The organism is Bradyrhizobium sp. USDA 4541 (assembly GCF_024171085.1).
GTDB lineage: Bacteria > Pseudomonadota > Alphaproteobacteria > Rhizobiales > Xanthobacteraceae > Bradyrhizobium > Bradyrhizobium australafricanum.
On sequence record NZ_JALJZF010000001.1, the window covers coordinates 7,491,571 to 7,510,061 of the forward strand.

At 60.4% G+C, this 18,491-nt stretch carries 13 protein-coding genes; 3 read left to right on the forward strand and 10 right to left on the reverse strand.

Annotation, left to right across the window (positions count from 1 at the left end; all coding sequences use genetic code 11):
- Positions 1 to 98: 98 nt before the first annotated feature.
- Together rfbD and rfbC are read right to left on the reverse strand one after the other, a co-directional pair.
- Positions 99 to 1,010 carry a dTDP-4-dehydrorhamnose reductase gene (gene rfbD, locus J2R80_RS36140; RefSeq protein ID WP_141340785.1) on the reverse strand — a complete coding sequence of 304 codons (912 nt, stop codon included), beginning with the start codon at positions 1,008 to 1,010 and terminating at the stop codon, positions 99 to 101.
- Positions 1,010 to 1,564: a dTDP-4-dehydrorhamnose 3,5-epimerase gene (rfbC, locus tag J2R80_RS36145; protein WP_141340786.1), complete on the reverse strand. Its 555-nt coding sequence runs from the start codon at positions 1,562 to 1,564 to the stop codon at positions 1,010 to 1,012. Before rfbC ends, rfbD begins: the two co-directional genes overlap by 1 nt.
- A gap of 109 nt (positions 1,565 to 1,673) precedes the next feature.
- Here rfbC and rfbA point away from each other — a divergent pair, with 109 nt between their 5' ends.
- The 3 genes from rfbA (at position 1,674) to J2R80_RS36160 (ending at position 4,377) form a co-directional block, all read left to right on the forward strand.
- A complete protein-coding gene (rfbA, locus tag J2R80_RS36150) occupies positions 1,674 to 2,585 on the forward strand; it encodes a glucose-1-phosphate thymidylyltransferase RfbA (RefSeq protein WP_018270712.1) in 912 nt (303 codons plus the stop codon).
- Positions 2,575 to 3,642, forward strand: coding sequence for a dTDP-glucose 4,6-dehydratase (gene rfbB / locus J2R80_RS36155; RefSeq protein ID WP_057020236.1), 1,068 nt, complete (start codon positions 2,575 to 2,577; stop codon positions 3,640 to 3,642). Before rfbA ends, rfbB begins: the two co-directional genes overlap by 11 nt.
- A 168-nt stretch (positions 3,643 to 3,810) precedes the next feature.
- Positions 3,811 to 4,377 carry a hypothetical protein gene (locus J2R80_RS36160; RefSeq protein WP_225161215.1) on the forward strand — a complete coding sequence of 189 codons (567 nt, stop codon included), beginning with the start codon at positions 3,811 to 3,813 and terminating at the stop codon, positions 4,375 to 4,377.
- 116 nt (positions 4,378 to 4,493) lie between these two features.
- On the opposite strand, the gene J2R80_RS36165 is transcribed toward J2R80_RS36160, so the two are convergent.
- The 8 genes from J2R80_RS36165 to J2R80_RS36200 form a co-directional block, all read right to left on the reverse strand.
- Entirely contained in the window at positions 4,494 to 5,738 is a 1,245-nt protein-coding gene (locus J2R80_RS36165; protein ID WP_057020235.1) for a glycosyltransferase family 92 protein, read from the reverse strand.
- A gap of 504 nt (positions 5,739 to 6,242) precedes the next feature.
- Positions 6,243 to 7,166, reverse strand: a complete 924-nt coding sequence (locus tag J2R80_RS36170; protein WP_076833264.1) for a glycosyltransferase family 2 protein — start codon at positions 7,164 to 7,166, stop codon at positions 6,243 to 6,245.
- A gap of 11 nt (positions 7,167 to 7,177) precedes the next feature.
- Positions 7,178 to 9,382 (reverse strand): glycoside hydrolase family 99-like domain-containing protein, encoded by a 2,205-nt coding sequence (locus J2R80_RS36175; RefSeq protein WP_253640263.1) that lies wholly within the window; start codon positions 9,380 to 9,382, stop codon positions 7,178 to 7,180.
- 334 nt (positions 9,383 to 9,716) lie between these two features.
- On the reverse strand, positions 9,717 to 11,753 hold the full coding sequence (locus J2R80_RS36180) for a tetratricopeptide repeat protein (protein ID WP_141340789.1): 2,037 nt from the start codon (positions 11,751 to 11,753) through the stop codon (positions 9,717 to 9,719).
- Positions 11,750 to 13,096: an HlyD family type I secretion periplasmic adaptor subunit gene (locus J2R80_RS36185; RefSeq protein WP_076833256.1), complete on the reverse strand. Its 1,347-nt coding sequence runs from the start codon at positions 13,094 to 13,096 to the stop codon at positions 11,750 to 11,752. Before J2R80_RS36185 ends, J2R80_RS36180 begins: the two co-directional genes overlap by 4 nt.
- Positions 13,086 to 15,320 (reverse strand): peptidase domain-containing ABC transporter, encoded by a 2,235-nt coding sequence (locus J2R80_RS36190; protein WP_253640264.1) that lies wholly within the window; start codon positions 15,318 to 15,320, stop codon positions 13,086 to 13,088. Before J2R80_RS36190 ends, J2R80_RS36185 begins: the two co-directional genes overlap by 11 nt.
- Positions 15,321 to 15,515: 195 nt before the next feature.
- Positions 15,516 to 16,130, reverse strand: a complete 615-nt coding sequence (locus J2R80_RS36195) for a methyltransferase domain-containing protein (RefSeq protein WP_141340804.1) — start codon at positions 16,128 to 16,130, stop codon at positions 15,516 to 15,518.
- A gap of 459 nt (positions 16,131 to 16,589) precedes the next feature.
- Entirely contained in the window at positions 16,590 to 17,861 is a 1,272-nt protein-coding gene (locus tag J2R80_RS36200) for a calcium-binding protein (RefSeq protein WP_076833253.1), read from the reverse strand.
- Positions 17,862 to 18,491 lie beyond the last annotated feature (630 nt).

Below are 18,491 nucleotides of genomic sequence, written 5' to 3' on the forward strand. Positions count from 1 at the left end.
AATCCTGGAGCCTTGGTTCTGATCAAATCAGAACCAAGGCTCTTTTCTTGTCTGACGCGTTTTCTTCACGCGCACCGGCATCCGCTTCCGAAGCGGCCCTAAGCGTGGGCGGGCGCGCCGAGCTGGACAAACGCATCCAGTTCGCGCGCCAGCGCTTCCTGCCAGGTCGGCATCGCCACGCCGAACTGCGCCTTCAGCCGCGACAGATCCAGCCGCGAATTGCCCGGACGCACCGCCTTGGTCGGAAAATCGGCTGCTGCGATCGGAGCGATGTTCTCGACCGCCAGCGTGACCCCGCGGGACCTCAGCCCGCCGACAATGGCGGTTGCGAAGCCGTGCCAGCTGGTTTCGCCGGCGCAGACGAGATTGACGACACCGCCCCGGCGCGCGAGCTGATCGTGCAACGTGGTGAGGTTCGGCAGGACGATGCCGGCGACCGCACCGGCGATCGCTGATGCCGTGGTCGGCGCACCGATCTGATCGGCCACGATCCCCAGCTCCTTACGCTCACCGGCGAGCCGCGCAATGGTGCGCAGGAAATTCGTGCCCTTTGCGGCATAAACCCATGAGGTGCGCGCGATCAGATGCGCCCCGCCCGCCGCCTGGATCGCGACATCGCCGGCAAGCTTGCTGGCGCCGTAGACCGACAGCGGTTCGGTCGGGCTGTCCTCGCGCCACGGCCTGTCGCCAGAACCATTGAAGACGTAGTCCGTGGAGAAATGCACCAGCGGCACGCCGTTCGTTGCAGCCCATTTGGCGATCGCTTCAGGTCCCTTCGCGTTGACCAGGAACGCCAGCTCACGCTCGTCCTCGGCGCGATCGACGGCGGTATAGGCCGCCGGATTGATGATGAGATCGGGCTTCAGACTCTCAAGCTGGCTCGTCAGCATCTCCGGCTTCGACAGATCGAACTCCGCGGTGGGCGGCGCGATGATCGTGCCGTGGCTCTCCAGCAAAGGCTTGAGCGCACTGCCAACCTGGCCGCGTGTTCCCGTCAACAAGATCCGCATCAGATTTGTCCATAGGTCGGAAGGTTGCTGGCGTCGGCAAGGAGCGGCGCGTCCGCATCCTTGGCCGACAGCTGTGGCTTGTCGACGCCCCACTTGATCCCGATCGCTGGATCATTCCACCGGATCGAGAGCTCGTCCTTGGGACTGTAGAAATCATCGCATTTGTAGAAGAAGTCGGCGGTCTCCGAGAGCACCACGAAGCCGTGGGCGAAGCCGCGCGGCACCCATAATTGCCGGCGGTTCTCCTCGCTCAATTCGACCGCGACATGCTTGCCGAAATTCGGACTGCCGACGCGCACGTCGACGGCAACGTCCAGCACCTTGCCGCGCAGCACGGAGACGAGTTTGCCCTGGGTGACCGGGTTTTGCAGATGCAGCCCGCGCAGCACGCCATAGGCCGAGCGGGACATGTTGTCCTGCACGAACGGACGCGTGATGCCGTGCTCGAAATAACGCGGAGACTGGTAGGTCTCGAGGAAGAAGCCGCGCTGGTCGCCGAACAGCTTCGGCTCGACGATCAGGACTTCAGGAAGCTCGGTCTTGATGACGTTCATCTAACATTTGTTCCAGTTTGACGTGCTTGAAATGTTAATTTCCTTCTCATAACAAACTTGTGCAGCGCACGCTATATGTTATGTTCTGATAGTCAAATTGTGAGGGACCATGAAAGGCATTATCCTTGCCGGTGGCACCGGCTCGCGCCTCTATCCGGTGACGACAGTCGTCTCCAAGCAACTGCTGCCCGTGTTCGACAAGCCGATGATCTACTATCCGCTGTCGACGCTGATGCTGGGCGGAATCCGCGATATCCTGATCATTTCCACGCCGCAGGACAAGCCGCTGTTCCAGCGCTTGCTTGGCGATGGCAGCGAGATGGGTGTCCGGTTCGCCTATGCCACGCAGGAGACCCCGCGGGGTCTTGCCGACGCCTTCATCGTCGGACGCGACTTCATCGGTGATGACTCCGTTGCCCTTGTGTTAGGGGATAACATTTTCTATGGCCACGGCCTGCCGAGCATGCTGTCGTCCGCCTCGATCCGCAAGAAAGGCGCCACCGTGTTCGGCTATGTCGTGAACGCGCCTGAACAGTACGGCGTGATCGAGCTGGACGGCACCGGCCGGGCGCTCTCGATCGAGGAGAAGCCGAAGCGGCCGAAATCCAACGTCGCGGTCACCGGCCTCTACTTCTACGACAATGATGTGGTCGACATAGCGGCCGGTATCAGGCCATCCCCGCGCGGCGAGATCGAGATCACCGACGTCAACAAGGCCTATCTCGAACGCGGCGACCTCTATGTCGAGGTGCTCGGCCGCGGCTTTGCCTGGCTCGACACCGGCACCCATTCCTCGCTGGTCGAGGCCAGCCATTTCGTCCAGATCCTGGAGCAGCGCCAGGGCCTGCGCATCGCCTGCCCCGAGGAGATCGCGCTGCGCCAGGGCTACATCTCGCTCGAGGCGTTCGCGAGGGTCGCACAGAAGACCGCCAAGAGCAGCTACGGCGAGTACCTGCTGTCGGTCTACCGCTCATTCCACGGCGAGCCGCGCGCGGCGGAGGTATTCAAACATGCGGTTTAAGGGATCGACGATCTTCGTCACCGGCGGCGCCGGCTTCATCGGCTCCGCCGTGGTCCGCCACCTGCTGCGCGACACCCACGCCCGCGTCGTCAACATCGACAAGCTGACCTATGCGGCAAACCTGGCCTCGCTGCCCCGTGCCGCCGAAAGCCTGAACTACACCTTCGAGAAGGCCTGCATCTGCGAGGCGCAGAACCTGCGCCGGCTGTTCGAGAAATATCAGCCCGATGCGGTGATGAACCTTGCCGCGGAAAGCCATGTCGACCGCTCGATCGACGGCCCCGGCGAATTCATCCAGACCAACATCGTCGGCACCTTCACGATCCTGCAGGAGACGCTGCGCCACTGGCGTTCGCTCTCGCCCGAGAAGCGCGACCGGTTCCGCTTCCTGCATATCTCGACCGACGAGGTGTTCGGTTCGCTCGGCGACGAAGGGCTGTTCACCGAGACCACGGCATATGCGCCGAACTCGCCCTATTCGGCCAGCAAGGCATCGTCCGATCACCTGGTGCGGGCCTGGCGCGAGACCTACGAGCTGCCGACCCTGGTGACCAACTGCTCCAACAATTACGGCCCCTATCACTTCCCCGAAAAGCTGATCCCGCACATGATCATCAAGGGGCTCGCCGGCGAGCCACTGCCGGTCTATGGCGACGGCAAGAACATCCGCGACTGGCTGTTCGTCGAGGATCACGCCAAGGCGCTGACGCTGGTGCTGGAGCGCGGCGAGGTCGGCGAGACCTACAATGTCGGCGGCCGCAACGAGCGCACCAACCTGCACGTGGTCGAGAGCATCTGCGACCTGCTCGACGAGGTCGTGCCGGCCGCGGCAGGCCCGCGCCGCCAGCTGATCAATTTCGTCGCCGACCGGCCCGGCCACGACCGCCGCTATGCCATCGACGCCACCAAGCTCGAAACCGAGCTCGGCTGGCGCGCCGAGGAGAATTTCGAGACCGGCATCGCCAAGACCGTGCGCTGGTATGTCGACGAGCAACCCTGGTGGCGCGCCATCCTGGAGGGCGGCTACAAGGTGGAGCGCGTCGGCCTGAACCAGTAGTCGCCGATCTTTCCAATCACCGGCGTGGATGGCCGCCAACAGGACGTCGAGAAGCGCGATGACGACTCAACCAGATATCATCGCTGCTTGACGAGCCGCGACCGCCTTCCGACGGTGGATTGGCAGCCACCCGCCAGACAACAACTCGAGAAACCACGGAATCCCGTCATGAACATCGCAATGGACGGTCAGGAACTGACACTGTTCAAAAGTTTCGTGGACCTCTCGACGCGGTATCTGGAATTTGGCTCGGGAGGAAGCACTTGGCTGGCCTGTCAAACCAAGAAGGAGTGGGTCATTTCCATCGATTCCTCCGCTGAATGGCTCGCCAACGTTGCCGACGCCACGGGCGACGCGAGCACCAAGCCTTTGCTGCTGCACGTCGATATCGGCAAGCTGCGCGAGTGGGGTTATCCCGTGGAAAAGGACAAGGAGCGCTCGTGGCCCGAGTATCACGAACGTGTCTGGGAGCGTCCGGAAAGCAAGACCGCCGACCTGTATTTCGTTGACGGCCGGTTTCGCGTGGCTTGCTTCGTACAGTGCGTGCTTCACGCCGCACCGGGAGCCTTCATCGCAATTCACGACTTCGAGAATCGTCCCCACTACCATTCGGTGCGGACGGTCGCTCGCGAAATCGCGCGCGCCAACAACATGTCGATCTTCCAAAGGCCGGCAGAGATTGATCTCGTCGCCGCACAGCAGTTGCTTGCGAAATACCGGCTGGAACCGCTGTAGCCGATCGCTGCGGCCAGAGTAGCCGATCGCGGCGATCAAGAATCACTTCAAGCACACGATCGGGCGCGCCGCCTGGCGCGCCCTCCTCCAGCGAGGACATCGCTGTTCCCTTGAATTCAGCCCTGAACCAGTTTCTTCAGCTCCGGAAGAAACCTCTGGATCGTGGCGTCTTCGACATCGTTGCGATCGCGCAACGTGAAGAATTCCATTGCGCGGATCTTTTCAGGATCTCCATCGCCGAGCGGCCTGCCCCGCTCACGCTTCTTCAGCAATTGCTGCCGCGACTTCGTGTAGTAGTGATTGATCACGAGCTTGTTCCGCTTCGGAGCAGTGCAGCGCCCGCCGATCGGGAAGACAGGCGCGCCGTCCTCGTGAACGTAGCAACCCAAGACAAGCGATTGATGGGGATGCAGATAGGACACGATGGTGTCAGGCCGCACGATTGACTTCATGATGAAATGATCCGGGAAATCGTCCGGAGCACGACGCGTGAAAGATTCGATGCACAGACCGGCCGGCCTCGCGTCGTGACCATTCGACCCAAAGTTCAACCAATGCACCGCCACCGCCGGCGCCGGCCCGAGCTCGGTCAAGACGTCCTTGATGTTGCCGGCCTGCGTCGGAAACAGATACTCATCGGCATCGATGAAGGCGCACCATTCGGCACAATTGCGGTAGCTGTCGATCGCATGCGAGAACGCGCGCATCTGGCCGAATTCCCCTTCCACGAAATGATAGGTGATCATTTCCGGCCACGGGAAGGACTCGATCACGGCACGAGTATCATCAGTGCTGCCGTTGTCGTAGAGGTAGAAGTGATCAACGCCGACCAGTTTGTGGAAGTGTAGCCATTCCAGCAGATCGTCGCCTTCGTTCTTGATGGCGCACACCACCGCCAAGCCGTGCTTCTTCCGATCGACCCCGGCGTAGAGCTTCTTGGCCTCCATCACGCGCAGGAGGCCGGCAAACTCTCGCCGCAGATTTTCACTTTTCGGGGCCGCAATGAGCGCGGCAAGATAGACATCCTGCGCTTCATGGGCGGACCCCATATTGAGGGCCGCGATTGCCAGGCGATGCAACACCCGCGAGTCGGATGGCATCTGCTTGACGAGGTCGAGAAGGATTCCACGCGCTCCCGCGAAATCGCATGCCTGCACAAGCGCCGCCGCCTTTGCAAACTGGAATTCCTTGTAATCACCGAATTGCTGCTCCAACTGCTTGACCGATTGGATCAGCTCGTCGGGCTTCGGATTTGCGATCCGCCCGGAAAAGAAATCTCTAAGCCTTGTCTCGATCTCACTTGCTGGAAGCGTATCGAGATTCACGCCTGAGCTGAAACTAGACAATGCTGGAATTTCCATGTCCAACCTGAGCCGCTCCACGAGATCAACAAGCTATTAACATTGGTTCGCACCACGAATTCCCTATTAGCGCACATATCCTACAAGAATAAGGCTATAACACGCAGTGCTCACAATTAACTCTTGTAAGGTTATTTCGAGGAAAATCAATACAATAGAGCAAGGGGCTCGACGTCATTTGCACGAAAACCGCGTCACGGGACCGGAACGATCGGAGATCGCCGATGGACGACGGGAATGAAGCAGTCCGCCAGTCGTTCGGGCTTACAAGAACGATGCTTTTGACATCGTTATCCGCAAGCCTCCCGCCCGGCGCGTTCAGCTTTTTTGAGTTCCAGCACCCTGCTGCGGCTGCGGCACGCTCCAGACCTCTCGTCGGCGCAATTCGATCGGACGCCAGGCTCCCAGCCGACGAAGCGATGAAGCAATCGCTCGGTCTCCATCCCAATCAAGGCCCCGTTCCGATTGTGTCGGAACGGACAAGGCTGGCCTTGCATTGCTCGATCAGCGCCAGCGAACCGGCCGGGTCCGATCGTTCGACTCCACCGTCCGGTGTTCTACATGATAGGGCGCGTAGATCTGCTTCACCCAATAGTTGAAGTTCGGGTGCAGCTTCACGAAGTCATAGAATGAATCGCCGAAATTCGACGGACTGAGGCAGGTCTTGTTCTGAGGCCGTGACGCGATTGCATTCAGGCAATACGACATCATGCAAGCCTTTGTCTCGCTCTCTGCCACCTTGCTCAGACTTCGGAAACTGTTGGTTGAATGAAGTCGGTACAGATAGCGGTCGGTCTCGAGATAGGTCGGCTCGACCTTGGTTACCGCGCGCAACGCAAAGTCCCAGTCATGGCAGTATTTGAGATCGGCAAGCCAACCCACCTGCCGCAGCAGTTCACGGCTGAAGACAAAGTTTCCGGTCGATGCCGCGATCTGAGAATCCAGAAATGTCCATGACAACGGCGCACCTGCGATCTGGGCCCGATCGATCGCATAGCGCAGGCGCGTTGGAAACTGGAAGTTGCTGATCGACTTTCCATGTTCGTCGATTGGCTCAACCGCCGAGAAGCCGAAGAACAGCCGATCATTGGCATGCTTATCCGCGAACAGCCGAACCCGTTCCTTGGAAAAGGCATCGTCCGAATTCAAAAGGAAAATCATGTCGCCGTTCGTCAGCGATAATGCCCTGTTCCAGGTGTAGTGGGCGCCAAGATTTTGAGGGTTCTTGAGCAGCTTGCAGGAAACAAAGCGCTTTCCGAACGACCTCTTCTTGAGGACCCTCTGCGCGACTTCAAAACTCTTGTCCGGCGAATTGTCGTCTACGATGACGAGCTCGATGTCGGCAAACGTCTGTTGATAGACAGTCTCAAGGCATTCCTCAAGATACTGCTCATGCTTGTAGCACGCGATGACAACACTTGCGAGCATTGGTGGCGACCTCAACGTCTCACGATGATCGAGTGGCGAGACCGCACGAGTGCACTAGTCCCGTCGCCGACCTCCAGAACCGCGAGTTGATATTCACCATCCGGCAAATCTCGAATCGAGAAGGACAGCTGGAAACCGAAATAGCAGTCCTTGCTCTCGGCCTTCATATACTCCTTCACGTCCACGCGCTCGTGCCAATCTACGATCAGGCAATAGCCGCCGTTTGCTGCGCCATCCGGAGTAAGCCCCGACAGGACCAGGAATCCCGTTCTCTGTCGGCTGGCCTCAAAGGCGTTGCCCGCGCAAATCCATCCCCGCACCAATATCTCATAGCGCGCATCGACAATCACCCGTTCGCCGGTTTGAGAATTGATGTTCTCGATCACCAGCAACGAACCTGCCGGATTACCGGACGCGCCTTCTGCCTCCACTGGCGTGCCGCTTCTTACGCGCTGCACCCCCGAATTGGTGAGGCCCGACCGGTGCAGGCTTGCGAGCACTTCGACATGCGTCGAGGCTTCTTTTACCGCCCACTCAAGCTCCTGCCTACTCAGGCAATCCAGCAAATCCGGGCTATTTCGAATCTGGGCCGAAATGGGCTCAGCCGAAGCGACCCTTCGCACGACCTCGAGAAACGCCCGTCCATGGCGCGAATCCGGCTCGAGATGCGCACCTTCCGCCCACTCGTTCCAGGAATTGATAAACACCAATGATTCGGAAAAGCTGTTGCCCTTGGCACGCAGGGTTGCATCGCGAAGCCAAACCTCAAACGCCTCCGGACTGGACCTGGTAAAGACGTGACCGCGCGGCCCCTTGCGAGGCGTATTGTCCCAACGCGGCATCACCGCAGGAAAGAACGGGAAGTCGTAGATCTTGCCGATCGACGATCGCATGGCGTCGACATAGTCGTACACCTTTCCAGCGAAGGTCGGCGGTGCATCGACTTCGGTCGGCGGCACCTCCCTTGTCGAGACCGTGTGCGGAGGAAACTCGATTGCCGCGTCGCAATTGACGTCGCGCGGATCGAACTCTCCGAACGTCATCGCATTGCAAATGAGAAGCTCGCCGATTCCGAGTTCTCTGGCTCGCTCGCGCCAAATCTCGAACAAGCGCTGCTTGTCCGGCAACAATGACGGCCTGTAGATGACGATGACCTTTCGACCGTCGACAGTTATGTAGCGCTCATCGAGCAGCAGGTCGGCCATGTCGTCGATAAAGCGGACATCGTCGTCCAGGGAGTGGTTTTGTCCCAACAGAAGCTCAGCGTCCGAGCCGTCCCACCGACGAGACCAATTCTCGTTTGCCCAGCAAATGCAGAAAGGCAGGTTCGGCTCGCCGTCCTCGAGCAGCAGCTGAAGCGGCTTTTCCAATAACCTTCGGCCCTGGAACCAATAGACGTAGTAGCAAAATCCATCGATGCCGTACTGGCGCGCAAGCTCGCCCTGCTGACGACGCGTTTCCGGCAGCCGGACGTCATAGAATCCAAGATCGGCCGGCAACCATGGGGACTCGTGTGCCGGAAACTGGGCACGCATGCGCGCGACGTTGGTCCACTCGGTAAACCCTGGCCCCCACCACCTGTCATTTTCATCAAATGAATGGAATTGCGGGAGGTAGAAGCAAATGTAGCGCACCTCCTTGGGAGGCGCGTCCGCCAGTCCAGCAACGATCCTGTTGTTGCTCGGAAACAACAGGTCGTCGTAGTCCGCGGTCGAGAACCCCAGCGCGACGATCAATTCGCCTGGCGTATAGTTCTCGAACAGGGGTATTTCGTAGTACTCGCCATCATTCAGGCTGATACGCAGATAGATCTGCGCACGCTTAGGCTCCACAAGCGCGTTTCTCAGGGCGCGCGCCAAGCGACGGCGCACTCCCGGCGCGGATAGATCGATACGAAATCCGGGACGTCCGATCACGCTCCGCGGACCTACGCGGGCCGGCATAGATCGGCCCGTCCGCCCCTCCTCGACACAGTGGGAACCGACAAAAAGCGCGATCGAAACGGTTGAAGCGGGCGACTGGGCATCGACAATCCAACCCGAAATCCCACGCCCCGAATACTCCAGTATCGCGCCGCGCAGACGCGATCCTGACTGGAGATCGCCTACGTCGGGATCCAGGAACAGGCTCTGCGGATGGTCGTCCTGCTGAACCGGACTGGCAACGGGCAACATATCCTTTGTATCCCTGACGCTCCGTTCGACCATCTTGTTCATTGCCACTCAATCTCCTGCCAACGCTCAGCGCCGGGTCCAGTTTCTCTTTCCCGGTCGCGCGGAAGTTCGATCCCGAGATCACGCTGCCTGACATGCCCGGATCGTGACCTCTTGATCCTTATCGATCATCTCCACACAACCAGAGGTACAATGAGCATTTCTTCCGCGAACGCAACATTAGCGCAATCTCTCTGTCGTCGATGTGAAAACCATTGTTAGTTCTGCCTAGATTGTCACGCGGACGTGCTCGCTTCCGTGCCTTCGCGCTCAAAAACAAAGCTGTCCATCATCTCTGCCGTTGCCTGCGCGCAACGCGATGCCGCCTCCAACAATCTCAGCCAACGCTTTCGCCCATTGCCTGCAGACGACGTCGCGCGCCTTCGTTGTTCTGCTGCGCCGCTTGTCGATACCAGTACAGCGCCTGATCGCGATCCTGTGCGACGCCGTTGCCGGCGCGCAGCGCATCGCCAATTGCGAGTTGGGCTTCGATCATGCCCTGCTTCGCAGCGGCCTCGAACCATTCGGCCGCCTTCGCCGGATCGGCATCGCGGCCCTGTCCCCGGCCCAGCATCACGGCAAGGTTGTATTGCGCCGTCGTATGGCCCTGGCGCGCCGCCGCCTCGTACCACGTGACGCCGTTGGCGAGGTCCTGCTCGACGCCTTGTCCGGTGCAATACATCACCGCAAGCTTGAACTGCGCCGCAGCGTTGCCGCCGTCCGCGGCCTTGACGATCCAGCCGGCGGCGGCCTGCGGATCCTTGAGGCCGCTCTTGGGATCGGAATACAGTAGCGCCAATGTGTGCTGGGCTTCGACGTGACCGGCGTTCGCCGCACGTTTGAACCATTGGGCTGCGGCCGGAAGGTCGACGGCGCCGCCGGATCTTCCCATGTGAAGCCCGCCCAGCTGAAATGCCGCGGCCGGATGGCCGGCCTCGGCAGCGTCGGTCAGCAGCGCACGTGCTTGCGCAAGACGCTCCGCGGACGGTTCATCCTGGATAAGAAACATCGCATAGGCCGTCTTCGCATCGGCATCGCCGCCGTCGGCCGCCTTGCTGAGCCACTCCGCCGCACGCGCTTGATCGCGCGGCACGCCGTTGCCCGCCGAGTAGAGCCGGCCGAGTTGCACACCTGCGGCGCTAATGCCTCCCTCGGACGCGCGCTCGAACCACTTGATCGCAGTGGCGACATCGCGCGCCACGCCCCTGCCATTGAGATAGAACACCGCAATGTTGTGGGCCGCCGTGGCATGGCCGCCCTCCGCCGCACGCTCGAACCATTTCGCAGCCTGGCGGATGCTGGGCGGAACGCCGGTGCCGGTGGCATAGAAGCGTCCGGTCAGGAACTGCGCCTGCGTATCGCCGCGCTCGGCCGCCTTCTCGTACCAATATGCCGCCTCGCGCAGATCCGGCTCGGCGGCAGTTCCGAGCGCATAGAACTCAGCCAGCGCCTGGATCGCCGGCAGGTAGTCCTTCCGCGCCGCCTTGCGCAATGCGGTCTCGGCCCTGTCGAGATCCTTGACAGCCCCTTTGCCGCTCAACCGCAGCAGTGCAATGTTGTAGAGCGCGATCGTATCGTCATGGGCAGCGGCGCTCTGGAACAGTCGCGCGGCTTCCTCGACATTTTGGGGAAGCCCGGTGCCCTTGAGGCACATGAAAGCGAGCGCAACCTGTGCGCGCACATGTCCCTGTTCCGCGGCCTTGTGATACCAGATCGCGGCCTGCGCGAAATCGACGGGAACGCCCCGCCCCTGATAATACACATCGCCAAGCGCGAACTCACCGGCCGCCGCCTTCTGCTCGGCCGCGGCCTCGTACCAGCGCAGGGCGGCAGCGTGATCTTTCGTGCAGCCTTGCCCGTTGGCGTACATATCGCCAAGGATCGCTTGCGCCTCCGCTTTGCCGGCCTCCGCCGCCACCGATAACCAGAGGAACGCGGCGTCGATATCCCTGGGCACGCCGATTCCGTTCGGGAAAACCAGATCGTGGAGGTTGACTGCCTTGTCGCCCAGACGCGCCGCAGTGGATTGCCGCCACATCTCTGGCCTGTTCGGTCCAACCGTGGCGTTGACGCCGTTGAAGTAGATCAAGCCAAGCTGGAATTGGGCTTCGGTATGTCCCTTCAGGGCGGCGCGTTCGTACCACGCGACCGCATCCGGAAGGCTGCCGATAACGCCCTCGTTCCGCGCATAGAGCAGCCCGATCCGGTAATCCGCCTCCGGATCGCCGGCTTGCGAGGCGAGCCGCCAAAACCGCAACGCCTCGAGATATTGCTGGTTCTCGTACGCCTCCAGCCCCCGTTCAAACGGCTTCGAGTCTGAACGGGACGAGCCGGGGCGCAGCAAGTCGAGAAGGGAACGCGTCGATACCGTCATGGCTCGCGCATTGCTTCTTTTGCGCTGCGCAGCATGCCGCCGAGCAGATACATCGCCACCGAGCGGGTGCCGACATTGACATCACCCTGCAGCGTCATGCCGGGGATGAGGCGGAAGGTCTTCGGAACATCCTTGAAGTTGGTCTGGTCGACCGAACACCGCGCCTTATAGAAGGCGTCGACAGGCTTTCCATCATCGTCGTTCGTGAAGGCGCCTTCGCTGATCCAGCGAATCTTGCCTTCGGCCGTACCGTGCTCCGCCGCGTTGAACGCATCGACCTTCATCGTGCAGGGGTCGTTGGGCCGGACGAAGCCGACGTCGCGCGACAGGATCTGGATCTCCGCCTCGAGCCGCGTCTTGAGCGGCATCAGCGTGATGAAGGGATCACCCGGCTTCAGCACGGACCCGACCGAGAGCTTGGCGAGGGTCAAGACGACCGATGGCTCGGCAGCCGTCCACCGCACGAGGTCCTGATGCTTGATCGCCTTGTCATACTGTGAGCGGGCCGTATCAAGGTTGTTGCGCGTCGTGACCAGATCCTGGCTCAGCTGCGCGTTCCACTGCTCGGTGAAGGCGTTGCGATCCGCCTTCAAGGAATCCAGCTGGTGCTGCGCTTCCAGCAAAGTGTTGTGCGTGTTGTCGATCTGACGCAACAGCTCCAGGCGCGTGTCCTGCGAAAGATACAGGTTCAGCTTGGACCCGCTGCCGCTTTCGGCGAGCGTCGAGCGCATGTCCTCGATCTTGCCGGCGATCTCGGCACGCTGACTGTACCGCTCGTCGTCCTTCTTCGACTTCTGGATCGTCGCTTCGGTTTGGCTGATCTTGGAATCGTAGCTGTTCACCTGTGCGTGGTACTGCGCGACGCGCTGGTCGTAGAGCGCCTTTTGCAAGGAGTTGTACCTAGTGACATCAGGATCGTTGGATTGGCCGTACGACAACGGCTTTCCGGACAATTCGGCCTCGTCCCGGGCGACCTGCGCCTCAAGGCTCGCAACCTGCAGCTTGTACTGCGTGACATCGGCAGCCGTGAACGTCGAGTCCAGAGTCGCGAGCAATTGTCCCGTCTCAACCTGCTGACCTTCCCGAACATCGATCGTCTTGATGATGGACGCGTCCAAAGCCTGCAGGACGTTGATCTGATCGACGGGAACGATCTTGCCGCCCACGCTCGTGATCACGCGATCGACGCGCGTGAAGCACATGATCGCCACGACGGCGGCGAGGAACCCCACCAGGACGAACAGCGTTGCGCGGGCCAGCAACGGCTCGGCGGCCTCGCGGATCGCATCGGTCTCGGACTGGAACTGGCGAACGGTCGCGAGCGAAGCTTGATTAGGAGACAAGGGTCGGACTCCTGAAATGCTTTTCATTGCGGCCCGCCGGTGCAAGGTGAGTGTTCTGCTGGTACCAGAGCGAGCTGTAGATGTCGTTCCGTTCAAGAAGTTCCTCATGACGACCGATATCGTCGACGACGCCGCGGTTGAGGACGAGGATCGCGTCGGCCTTCGTCAGCGACGACAGACGGTGCGAGATGATGATCAGCGTGCGGCCATGGGCAATCCGCGAAATATTCGCGTTCACGATCGTCTCGCTCTCCGCATCGAGCGCGCTGGTCGCTTCGTCCAGGATCAGAATCGGCGGATTGACGATCAGCGCTCGCGCGATCGCGAGGCGCTGGCGCTGGCCGCCGGAAAGATTCGTGGATCCCTCGTAGATATAGGTCTCGTAGCCTCGCGGCAGCTTGTCGATGAATTCCTCGGCACCGGCCAATCGCGCCGCCCTGACGATGTCGTCGAAGGTCGCATCGGGCTTTGCGGCCGCAATATTCTCGCGGATCGTGCCGCTGAACAGAAAGTTCTCCTGCAGCACGACGCCGACGTTGCGCCGGAGATGGTCGACATCGTATTCGCGGACATCGATCCCGTCGACCTTGATCAGCCCACCATAGTCGGAGTGCAGGCGCTGCAATAGCCGCGTGATCGTCGTCTTGCCCGAGCCGCTCTTGCCCATCACGCCCAGCGTCGTACCGAGCGGAATCTCGAAGGAAATATTGTTGAGCGCCGGCGACACCGCGCCCTTGTACTTGAACGTGACGCCGGAGAATTCGACCAGCCCCTTCAGCGGGACCCTCACACCATGGCCGGAGCGTCCCTCCTCGGCCGGCTGATTCACCAGCCTGCCGACGATCGTGACCGCGGTGCGCGCCTCGTCATATTGGTTGATGAGCTGGGCCATCTGCATCAGGGGGCCGGCAACGCGCTGCGACAGCATCAGAAAGGCAAACAGCGCGCCAACATAGACCGGATCGCCACTCGACACGGCCATGTAGACGCCGAACGCATAGGGAGCACTCACCGCCAGCCGCTCCAACGGCTTCACCAGCGTCTGGATGGCGGTTCCGGTCATGCCTTCCGCAAGCCGCGCCTTGGCGACGCGCGCCACCAGCACGTCCCACATGTGGCGCTGGCGCGCATCGAGCGCCAGCGATTTGATGGTCCGCATGCCGTTCAGGCTCTGGATCAGAAACGCTCCCTGTGCCCCTTCGGCCGCCAGGGTTGCCGAGGACTTCTTCCGATAGGCGGGCAGCATCACGATCAGCCAGGTCACGATCATCGCAGCAAAGGCAAGAACCATCAGCGTCATGAGCGGGCTGAAGAAGAACATGACGGGCAGGAAGAAGAACAGCGTCGTCGAATCGAGAATGGTCCCGAACAACTGCCCGGTCAGAAAGCCGCGAATTCGAAATACTTCGCGGATATCCCGGGAAATCAGGCCGACGGGATTCTGCTCGAAGTAGTCGATCGGCAGATTGAGCACCTTCTCGAACACGTAGGTCGACAGTTTGACGTCGAGGCGTGCCGTCAAACGCTGAACCAGATACTGCCGCAGGAACGAGAATGCCGCCTCGAACACGATGACCACGAGCATCGCAGTACACAGCACATAGAACGTGTTGTAGGCCTTGTAGAAGATAACCTTGTCCGAGAGCAGCCGCCAGAACATGATCGGTGCCAGGCCCATGAAGCCCAGGATCAGCGCCGCAATCGCGACGTCGCGCAGGATGCGCCGTTCGCGGAACAACAATGCGGTGACAAAGCCGAAGCTGAACGGCTGCGTCTCGTCGGAAATCTCATAGTCGCGCTTGGCCATGACGACGTCGCCCGACCAGATGTCCTCAAAGCGCGGCTGATCGATGACGAGCAGCGCGTCCTCGCTCGCGTTCGGATCCTGCAGGACCACCCGGGAGCTGTTCTCGTCGCCTTCGAGGCGCAGCAGCACCATGTGGCTGCCGTCGCGCAGCCGAACGATGGCCGGCAGCGCCCTCTTGAGATGGCTCAGACCCTTCCAGTCCAGCGTGACGGCCTTTGCCGTCATGCCCGAGGAATTCGCACACTTCAAAAGCTCGGCCAGCGTGACTTCCTGATCGCCCAGGAGGTTGTCGTGGATCAGCTGGGACGGGGTCAGATGCAAGCCATGCTGCCTTGCCACGATGACGAGACAAGCGAGGCCCGAAGGTGGCAGCGCCTCCACCGAAGGTGCGCCGACGAGCGAGAGGTGTTTGGTCATGGATGCCTCGAAGTTTCGACTGCGCAAGGTCCGGTCCCAGCGAGATATAACGTATCACTGTTAGTTCGCTAACGCAGCATTTTCAGCGCGTCACTCGAAAAAGATATGTTTCACGGCAGGCCGCGAAGCCAATTTCGAGCACGTTCTCGCGCGATTTAACCAGGGAACCTTATAACATTGTTTAACATCGACAAATCACGAGTCGGCGGTCACCGTCTCCTGGAAGTCGAATCCGCAGGCCTCCAGCTGCGGCCTGATCCGCTCATCCCTGGCCTCCGGCATCAGCGCCAATGCGCAGATCTCAAAATTCCCGCTGCGAACGGAAACCGTCGGGAAACCGGCGCTGAGCAGCAGGTTTCCCATCCGCTCGGTCGAAAAGCCGGTCTTGTGCGCCATGTGATAGCGCCCCTGCTCGATCGCGCCGGAATGCCCGTAGATCATGTCCAATGGCCGGATCGGACCAGCCGGCGAGACGTAAGCGATCGCGCCGAGGCCGCGCGTCAACATGTGCTGCGCGACCGCCTCGAGGTCGGGAGACATGATCAACGCGAATCCGTCCGGCTTGAGGACTTGGCGGAACTGGACGAATGTGGGGTGAACCTCATGGGCGTAGAGATGCTCCATGACATGAGAACACCAGATCGCGTCGAACGAGGCCGCCGGGAACAACCGGGCAAGATCGGTAATCGACCCGACGACGTCTGGGTTCACGCCGCCGTCGACGTCCAATCGAATCTCGTCCCATTCATGCGATGTCAGGAGCGGCTGGATGCGCTTGGTAACCGTCGATCCAGCGCCGGCATTCAGCATTTTTTTCTTGGCCAATTCGAGAGCTCCGCGAGTTCGTTAAGCGGCTGAGTTCTGCAGCGATCGTTCGTCTTGAACAAAGGTGCCAGGGCCGCAGATAGCCATCGGGCGCAGCTCCGTTGTGTCAAGCGAGCGGCACGGCTTTACAAAAGCTACGTGGTCCGAATGTGACGAACTAACTTATAACATCCATTGGCGGAAATGCCCCGGGCGGAACTTGTGATTGATTCGATGCATCCGGCGCGAATCGGCCGATAAAGTTCCAATCGGGATGCGCGCATGCGCTTCCCCTTGAGGCGAGCCGTCGAACTCATCGCAGGTGCGTCATGATCATCAACGGCAGCGTATTCGATTGTTCAATTTCAATTACCCATTCCTGACGGCCATGCCCGCGATCAAAGAGAAAAGCGCCGCCTCAACCTCGGTTGGGGCGGCGCTTTCGCTTAGTGCAGACCTAGGATCTTACAGCTTGGTCGAGTTACCATCGTTGAAGATCAGGTATTCGATGTTGCTGATCTGGGTCACCTGACCATTGCTGAAGGTGATGTCCATAGAACCGTTCGATCCAGAGCTGATGTTGCTCACGTCGGTCGAAGCGTGATCCAGGAAGGTCAGGGAGTCCTTGTTGCCGCCACCGCCATCGATGGTGTCGCTGCTGGTGGCGTTGTTCAGGTAGAAGTAGTCCTGACCGGAGCCGCCGACCATCGAAGCCGTACCGGTGTCGGAGCCGACGAACGAGTCCTTGCCGTCGCCGCCGATCAGCGTCTGCGTGCCGGAGCCGGCGACCAGCGTATCGTTGCCGGAACCGCCATGCAGCGTGTCGTTGCCGGCACCGCCATAGAGCGAGTCGTTGCCGGCACCGCCATCGAGCGAGGTCGCGTGCGACGCATCGCTGCCCGAGTAGAGCACGTCCTTGCCGTTGCCGCCGAACTCAGCAGCAGTCTGAGCACCGCCGACAAGGAGGTCATTGCCGTTGCCGCCATGCAGCGTGTCGACCCCGGAGCCGCCATACAGCGAGTCGTTGCCGGCGCCGCCATCCAGGCTGTCGTTGCCCGCACCACCGTACAGCGCATCGTTGCCCTTGCCGCCATCCAGCGTGCTGGAATTGCCGGCGGTGCTGCCGGACACCAGCACGTCCTTGCCGTCACCGCCACTCAACTGCGACGAGCTGCCGCCGTAGAGCGTGTCGTTGCCGGAGCCACCGTTCAGGGTGTCGGCACCGGAGCCGAACAGCAGATCGTTGCCCTTGCCGCCATCCAGCGTGCTGTGACCGGAGACGTTGTCGACCAGCACGTCGTTGCCGGAGCCGGCATCGATCGAGTCGTGACCGGCACCGCCGAAGATCGTGTCGTTGCCGGAGCCGGTGAGAACCGTCGTGTCGCCGGTATTGTTGATGAACACCTGATCGTTGCCGTGGCCGGTCGCGACCAGCACCGGGGTGCTGCCGTTCACCGTCAGCGTGACGTCCTTGTTGGTGTCCTCGATGATCGCCTTCAGGTTGGCGTCGGTGTTAACGGTGTTAATCGGGTTGGTTTCGATCAGAACATTGGCGTTCGGATCCGGGTTGGTGATCCCAGCCCCTTCCTGCACCGGAATCGTCGCGCCGTTATCCGGGCTGGTGTATCCGATCCCCGCGTTGATCAGATAGTCAAGAATCTGTTGCTGGGTCGAGTGATCGATCGTTCCGTTGATCGCGTGTTTGAGGTCCGTCTGGTCTAGATTGTAAGTCGCCATCGATGTAGCCCCTGCTTGGGATACGAGGATTCAAGCCGCTCGCCCACACATAAGCTGTTGATTCACAACTGGTTTGTTGCGACGCAACTCAAATGTGGACCCAGGTTACGAACTTGTTAAGTCCATTGTTAAGACCGTTAGGCCGGAGTGTCAATCAGCAATGCGCTGTTAACACCTGGTTCCCTGAGATTTATGCGGGACTTAGCACTACTTCCAATGCACTATAACATTGGGCGCAGGCCAATCGCCAATGTTAGCCGCGACGCAAAAAAGGGTAGCGATTATACGGGGTTTCACGGGGCCCCCGGATACCGCGGGAGCGCAGAATTTCGCTGATGCCGTGAGCGCTTCGACGCGATTTTCTGATCTGAAAAAAATATTTCTGCATCGCATGAGACGTTTTGCAAAAAAGCGTCAAACTTCGCAGCCGGCGCCCCACCGGCCAGTGTTATAGCGCCCCTTGGCAGCAGTTTGCGGGCTCGATCAAGCGAGATCCACGGAATCACCCGCAGAATCAGCGCCGTTCGACCGCAAGATCAAAAACCTGGCGCGATGCCGCTCAGACACCCTGCTGTAACAAATTAACACCAGATTTGCCGCAATATGTTAGCAACGCCGGCATGGAACCGG

What these genes read in the sequence shown, in the direction of transcription:
- rfbA (WP_018270712.1), top strand. Translation starts at nt 1,674, where the DNA reads ATGAAAGGCATTATCCTTGCCGGTGGCACCGGCTCGCGCCTCTATCCG.
- J2R80_RS36170 (WP_076833264.1), bottom strand. Translation starts at nt 7,166, where the DNA reads ATGCTCGCAAGTGTTGTCATCGCGTGCTACAAGCATGAGCAGTATCTT.
- J2R80_RS36175 (WP_253640263.1), bottom strand. Translation starts at nt 9,382, where the DNA reads ATGAACAAGATGGTCGAACGGAGCGTCAGGGATACAAAGGATATGTTG.
- J2R80_RS36190 (WP_253640264.1), bottom strand. Translation starts at nt 15,320, where the DNA reads ATGACCAAACACCTCTCGCTCGTCGGCGCACCTTCGGTGGAGGCGCTG.
- J2R80_RS36180 (WP_141340789.1), bottom strand. Translation starts at nt 11,753, where the DNA reads ATGACGGTATCGACGCGTTCCCTTCTCGACTTGCTGCGCCCCGGCTCG.
- rfbB (WP_057020236.1), top strand. Translation starts at nt 2,575, where the DNA reads ATGCGGTTTAAGGGATCGACGATCTTCGTCACCGGCGGCGCCGGCTTC.
- rfbD (WP_141340785.1), bottom strand. Translation starts at nt 1,010, where the DNA reads ATGCGGATCTTGTTGACGGGAACACGCGGCCAGGTTGGCAGTGCGCTC.
- rfbC (WP_141340786.1), bottom strand. Translation starts at nt 1,564, where the DNA reads ATGAACGTCATCAAGACCGAGCTTCCTGAAGTCCTGATCGTCGAGCCG.
- J2R80_RS36160 (WP_225161215.1), top strand. Translation starts at nt 3,811, where the DNA reads ATGAACATCGCAATGGACGGTCAGGAACTGACACTGTTCAAAAGTTTC.
- J2R80_RS36165 (WP_057020235.1), bottom strand. Translation starts at nt 5,738, where the DNA reads ATGGAAATTCCAGCATTGTCTAGTTTCAGCTCAGGCGTGAATCTCGAT.
- J2R80_RS36195 (WP_141340804.1), bottom strand. Translation starts at nt 16,130, where the DNA reads ATGCTGAATGCCGGCGCTGGATCGACGGTTACCAAGCGCATCCAGCCG.
- J2R80_RS36200 (WP_076833253.1), bottom strand. Translation starts at nt 17,861, where the DNA reads ATGGCGACTTACAATCTAGACCAGACGGACCTCAAACACGCGATCAAC.